The 510-nt window shown below is 58.4% G+C and carries 1 protein-coding gene; it reads left to right on the top strand.

The window, feature by feature from the left end:
• On the top strand, positions 1-510 hold a 510-nt coding region (locus AC27KL_RS28250; RefSeq protein ID WP_487171816.1), incomplete at both ends, for a VOC family protein.

The raw sequence follows: 510 nt of genomic DNA, 5'->3' as shown, positions 1-510 counted from the left end.
TACCGCTTTTGTGAAAAGCGCACAGGGCAACGTCGACTTTTACGCAGGGATTCTCGGCCTGCGCCTGGTCAAAAAAACAATCAACTTCGACGCCCCGGAAGTGTACCATCTGTACTTCGGCAACGAGGTAGGCAGCCCGGGTACCGCGATCACCTTTTTCCCATGGGAGACAGCGCGCCGCGGCCGTGTAGGCGGCGGGCAGGTTGGCTATACGACGTTTCTGGTTCCGACAGGCTCCATGGCTTTCTGGGAAGAGCGCCTGAACAAGTTCGGCGTCGAGTACAAGCGTGTGGAACGCTTTCACGAAACGTACCTGCAATTTACCGACAGAGACGGCTTGCAGTTGGAGCTTGTCGAGCGCGAAGGCGGCCCCGCGAGCAAGTGGGCATTCGGAGGCGTCCCGGCTGACAAAGCGATCAAAGGGTTCGGGGGAGCGATCCTCTACAGTGTCGCGCCCGACCACACCATGGCAGTATTGGAAAAACTGATGGGCCTGACCAAAGTAGGCGA

The organism is Paenibacillus sp. YAE3 (assembly GCF_057546105.1).
The sequence above is the reverse complement of the archived record's forward strand: the minus strand, read 5'-3'. Positions and strand labels throughout refer to the sequence as shown.